We start from the raw sequence: 6,111 nt of genomic DNA on the forward strand, positions 1-6,111 counted from the left end.
GTGGCTCTTAGCAATATGTGATGGGAGTCGCTAACGTCTAGTTTGTGAGTACTTCCAAGTCTGCAGGCCATGCAACGAACGCCATCCGCCCCGTCACGCCCGCTTCCGCGCCCGATGAAGGCCTGCGCTTTGGCAGGATTCCCATAACCAATGTTCAGCCGGTCATCGAGGACGGGGCCTTCCCGGCCAAGGCGGTGCGCGGAGGGGACGTTCAAGTGCGTGCCGTGGTGTTCCGTGAAGGGCACGACGCCGTTGGCGTGCATGGAGTGCTCTACGATCCCAGCGGGGCGGAAGTCCAGCGGACCCGGCTGCGGTCCCTGGGCAAAGGCACCGACGCGTGGGGTGGCGTGGTGACACCAACCTCCGAGGGCGCCTGGTCCTTTGCCATTGAGGGGTGGACTGACCTGTACGCCACATGGGCCCACAATGCCGCGGTCAAGATCAATGCGGGCGTGGACGTTGAGGTCATGCTGGCGGAGGGGGAACAGCTCCTCGCCGCGGCAGCCAAGCAAACACCCGATGGTGCGGACGCAAAAACGTTCAAGCATGCTGCGAAGGCGCTCGCGGACACCACCCTGAACACTAACGACCGCCTGGCGGCAGGTACCAGCACCCCCGTGTGCGCCGCCGTCGCACGTTTTCCCCTGCGCGATCTGGTGACGAGCAGCCGGCACTACCCCTTGCAAGTGGAACGCGATGCCGCCGGCCGGGGTGCCTGGTACGAATTCTTCCCCCGCTCAGAAGGAGCCACGCGCAACCCGGAGACGGGCACTTGGACTAGTGGGAACTTTACGACGGCGGCCCGTCGCCTCCCCGCCGTCGCCGCCATGGGCTTTGACGTGGTGTACCTGCCACCGATCCACCCCATCGGCACCATCAACCGCAAGGGACCCAACAACACGCTCACCGCCGGCCCGGGCGATCCGGGCTCGCCGTGGGCCATAGGGTCGGCGGCTGGCGGGCATGACGCCATCCACCCGGATTTGGGCACCTTCGCCGATTTTGACGCGTTCGTGGCAGCAGCCAATGAGCTGGAACTGGAGGTGGCCCTGGATTTGGCGCTGCAATGCGCTCCCGACCACCCCTGGGCCACGGAGCATCCGGAATGGTTCACCACGCGCATCGACGGCACCATTGCGTACGCGGAGAACCCGCCCAAAAAATACCAGGACATCTACCCGCTGAACTTTGACAACGACCCCGCGGGCCTGTCAGCGGAAATCCTGCGGATTGTGCGCCTCTGGATTGACCACGGCGTCCGAATTTTCCGGGTTGATAACCCGCACACCAAGCCCGTCTGGTTCTGGGAGTGGCTCATTGGCACGGTCAACGCCGAACGCCCGGACATTGTTTTCCTTGCCGAGGCGTTCACCCGCCCTGCCATGATGGCGGCCCTTGGCCGGGCCGGATTCCAGCAGTCCTACAGCTACTTCACCTGGCGCAACACCAAGGAGGAGCTCGAGGAATACCTGTTCCATGTAAGTCGCGAGTCCGCAGGCTATTTCCGGCCCAATTTCTTTGTCAACACCCCGGACATCCTCAGTGAGTTCCTGCAATTTGGGGGACCTGCGGCGTTCAAGATCCGGGCCATCCTCGCGTCGATGGGCAGTCCGTTGTGGGGCATGTATGCCGGCTATGAGCTTTTTGAGCATGTGGCCCGTCCCGGTGCCGAAGAGAACATCGACAATGAGAAATATGAATACAAGGACAGGGACTTTGCTGCAGCCCAGGCTTCGGGCAGGTCGCTGGCGCCGTTCATCACGCGGCTGAACACGATCCGCCGTGCCCACCCGGCGTTGCTGGATTTGGAAAACTTGACCCTGCACGCCAGCAGCGACGACGCCACACTCGTGTTCAGCAAGCACAAGAATATTGCCGCCACGGCCACAGAGCCGGCACGCAAGGACACCATCATTGTGGTGATCAACGTTGACCCGCACAGCATGCGAGAGGGGCAGGTGACACTGGATCTGGATGCGCTTGAACTTGACGGGCTATCCGCCGACGGCACCTTCGAGGTTGAAGACCTTGTCACCGGTGCCGCCTGGAACTGGGGCAAGCAGAACTACTTCCGCCTTGACGCACATTTTGAGCCCGCCCACATTCTGCACGTGCGGCGTTAGCAGTGGATACCGCGCTCCTTGAGCTGTTGACTCCATGGCTGGTGCGCCAGCGCTGGTGCCCGCTCAAGGGTGCGGCCTTCGCCGGGGTCACAGTTGAACTTGTCGACACCCTTGAACTGCCGCCGCCCCATCCCGGGGCGAGGTTCAGCGTCCTTGTCCTGAAGGTCGGCCCTGCAAGTGGGGGCAAGGACCCGTCCGACGCCGGAGCAACCGTTACGCTGCAAGTGCCCGTGGCGATTTACAACAGTGTCCAGGCACAGTTGCCGCCGGAGTCGTTGATCGGTTCCCTTGCCGCAGCCGGCTGGGTCTATGACGCGCTGGCTGATCCAGACTTCATGAATGCCTGGCTGTCCGCCATTGCGGGAGAGCCTTCCTCGGCGAGGGTGGAGGCGTGGCGTAGCAACATTCTGAGCCTCGTGGCGCCGTCGGCCAAGGTGAGGGGGCTGCGTGTCATGAGCGCCGAGCAATCCAATTCCTCGGTGGTGTTTGAGCTGGCAGGGCAGCCCCTGATTGCCAAGTTCTTCCGCGTACTTCACCCTGGGTTGCACCCGGAAGTGGAGATTGGCAAGGCGCTTGCCCAGGCGGGGAACTCCTTGGTTCCACCGCTTCACGCCGCCGTGACACTTCGCAGCAGCGGGACGCTATTCGTCATCCACAGCTTTATCAGCGGAGGGCGAGACGGATGGGAAAGCGGACTGGCCGCTGCGTCGGCCGGAACAGATTTCACCGCGCAGGCCCGCACGCTGGGGGAGGCGCTGGCCCTTGTCCATGCCAGCCTTCGCACGTCGTTGGAAACCACCACGTATTCGGGGGTGGAGCGGGATTCGTTTGTGGAGGCGATCATCGCTCGGCTTAGCTGGGCCTGGGGACTGGCGGGGACCGCCGTCGGACCTTACGGAGACGATCTCCAGCAGCTCATCGGGACGCTTCGTGAAGTGCGGTCGCTACCGGCCGTACAGCGAATTCATGGTGATTTGCATCTGGGACAGGTGCTGGAAACCCCCGATCATGGCTCGGGTCGCTGGTTTATCCTCGATTTTGAAGGGGAACCCTTGCGGTCCCTGGCCGAACGCGGGCAACTCGACGTTCCCCTGCGCGACGTGGTGGGGATGGTTCGTTCCTTCGACTATGCCGGCGCTCAAGCACTAAGAGGTGCTTCCGTCTCGGCACAGCAGGCCGAGCACTGGGTGGCATCATGCCGCGAGGCGTTCATTGATGGCTACCAGGGCGCACTTCCCCGCAGCGTCGACGTTGACTCTGCGCTGTTCCAGGCCTTGTGGCTGGACAAGGCGCTTTACGAAGTTGTTTATGAAATGGCGAACCGGCCCGATTGGGTTCAGGTGCCGGTGAAGGCCGTTCAGGATTTTTTTCAATCAAGGGAAAGTAGCGCGGACATGGGACACAAGAAGACAGCACCCCTGGAAGTCGATGCAGGAGTTTTGGCCAGTGTCTCCGAGGGCCGCTACTACGCGCCGCACTCGGTGCTCGGGGCACATCTGAGCACTCGTACGGGAGGGCTGGAACTGGTCACCATCCGCACACTGCGCCATCTGGCGGAAGCGGTGTCGGTGGTGACCGCTGCCGGAACCACCCCCATGACGCACGAGTTCGGCGGAGTGTGGGTTGCCGTGCTTCCGGTGGAAAACGCAGGGCACGTTCCCGACTATCGCCTTGAGGTTCGCTATGCCGACGGTTTGCACCGTGTGGATGATGCCTACCGGTACTTGCCTACTGTTGGCGAGCTCGATTTGCACCTGATGGCGGAGGGGAGGCACGAGACCCTGTGGACGGTTTTGGGTGCCCACGTTCACCGCTACCATTCCAGCTTGGGAGAGGTAACCGGCGTCGGGTTCGCAGTATGGGCGCCCGGAGTGGCCGCAGTGCGGGTTGTTGGGGAGTTTAACGGCTGGGATGGCCGGGCCCACGCTATGCGCAGTCTTGGAACCAGCGGCGTTTGGGAACTGTTTATCCCGGACGTTGCCGTGGGGGAGCGCTACAAGTTTGAGCTCCTCACCGAGCAGGGGCAGTGGCTGCAAAAAGCGGATCCGATGGCATTTGGGACCGAGATCCCTCCCCTGACAGCCTCGCGAGTGGTGGAATCCACCTACTCCTTTAAGGACTCTGACTGGATGGCTGCCCGTGCGGCGGGGGATCCGCACAATTCGCCCATGAGTGTCTACGAGGTGCATTTGGGGTCATGGCGGCAGGGGCTGGGGTACAAGGAACTGGCCAAGGTTCTCGTGGAGTATGTGCAGTGGCTCGGATTCACCCACGTGGAATTCATGCCCGTCTCCGAGCACCCCTTTGGCGGGTCGTGGGGGTACCAGGTCACGTCCTACTTTGCACCCACCTCTCGTTTCGGTCATCCCGACGAGTTCCGTTTCCTGGTTGATTCCCTGCATCAGGCGGGCATCGGCGTCATCATGGATTGGGTGCCGGCCCATTTCCCCAAGGACGAATGGGCGTTGGCAAAGTTCACCGGCGGCGCGCTCTATGAACACGCCAACCCCCAATTGGGTGAACATCCCGACTGGGGCACGCTGATCTTCGATTTCGGTCGCAATGAGGTGCGCAACTTCCTGGTGGCTAACGCCTTGTACTGGATGGAGGAATTCCATATAGACGGGCTCCGCGTGGACGCCGTCGCCTCCATGCTGTACCTCGACTATTCCCGCGAAGAGGGTCAGTGGAGTCCCAACCGGTATGGGGGCCGGGAAAATCTGGAAGCGGTGAGCTTCCTGCAGGAAATGAACGCCACGGCGTACCGCCGCAACCCGGGCATCGTCACCATTGCCGAAGAGTCCACGGCTTTCCCGGGGGTCACGGGACCCACCAGCGAGGGTGGACTCGGTTTTGGTATCAAATGGAATATGGGCTGGATGCACGATTCCCTCACCTACATGGCCGAAGACCCGGTCAACCGTGGCTGGCACCATAACCAGATCACCTTTTCCCTGGTTTATGCCTTCACCGAGAACTTCCTGCTTCCCATCAGCCACGACGAGGTGGTCCACGGCAAGGGGTCGCTGCTGCGCAAAATGCCCGGGGACCGCTGGCAGCAACTGGCCAACCTTCGCGCGTTCCTGGCTTTTCAGTGGGCGCATCCGGGCAAGCAGCTGATTTTCATGGGCACCGAATTTGGTCAGGAGGCTGAATGGAGTGAGCAGCACGGCCTCGATTGGTGGTTGGCAGAGAATCCCCAGCACCGTGGGGTGCAGTTGCTGGTCAAGGACCTCAACGCCATCTACTCTGCTGTTCCCGCACTGTATGAACAGGACAACACCCCGGCCGGCTTCGGTTGGATCAACGGCGGGGACACCGCCAACAACGTGGTCTCCTTTATCCGCTGGGACAGCGCCGGCAACCCGCTGGTGTGCATCATCAATTTCGCCGGCGTGGCTTATGAGGGTTTCCGTGTCGGGGTGCCGCTGGTAGGCGCCTGGGCTGAGGTCCTCAATACCGATCATGCCGAATATGGTGGCTCCGATGTCCGCAATGATGGCGCGATTACGGCCGACGGCGAGGCCTGGGACGGTCAGCCGAGCTCCGTAGCGCTGCGGATACCTGCCCTGGGCGCTGTCTATCTCAGGCCCGCCAAGGCCTGAGAAGGAGGCCATTGAGCCAACACCATCTTGCCGTTTGGTTAACGCGGTAAGATGGTGTTAGAGTTAGTACCCCGCCGAGCGAACAGTTCGGCAGGGAATCAGATAACTCCTCATGACGGCCTTGAAAATAGGCTCGATGATGTGTGTTCAAATGAAAGTTTGAACGTCGTTTCGATTGAAATGAGTCTGAAACTCGGATTTGACTTCTTGGAAGTCAGTCGGGTAAGCTTGAAAAGTTGCTCCGGCACTGATCGTCAAGGATTGTTCCGTTTGTTTGCGGGGTTTTTGGTGTGTTGGTCGGGTGTGGTTGTTGTTTGAGAACTCAATAGTGTGCCAAGTTTTATTGATACCAATTTATTTATATTGAATTGGTTATTTGATTG

Annotated in this window: 2 protein-coding genes; both read left to right on the forward strand. The window is 61.1% G+C overall.

The features are described from left to right. Nucleotides 1-83 precede the first annotated feature (83 nt). A complete protein-coding gene (locus CXQ94_RS06140; protein ID WP_104087366.1) occupies nt 84-2,123 on the forward strand; it encodes an alpha-1,4-glucan--maltose-1-phosphate maltosyltransferase in 2,040 nt (679 codons plus the stop codon). Between the two features lie 2 nt (nt 2,124-2,125). After that, nucleotides 2,126-5,728, forward strand: coding sequence for a 1,4-alpha-glucan branching protein GlgB (glgB, locus tag CXQ94_RS06145; protein WP_104087297.1), 3,603 nt, complete (start codon nt 2,126-2,128; stop codon nt 5,726-5,728). Nucleotides 5,729-6,111 lie beyond the last annotated feature (383 nt).

It is taken from the genome of Arthrobacter sp. GMC3, from assembly GCF_002929305.1.
GTDB lineage: Bacteria > Actinomycetota > Actinomycetes > Actinomycetales > Micrococcaceae > Specibacter.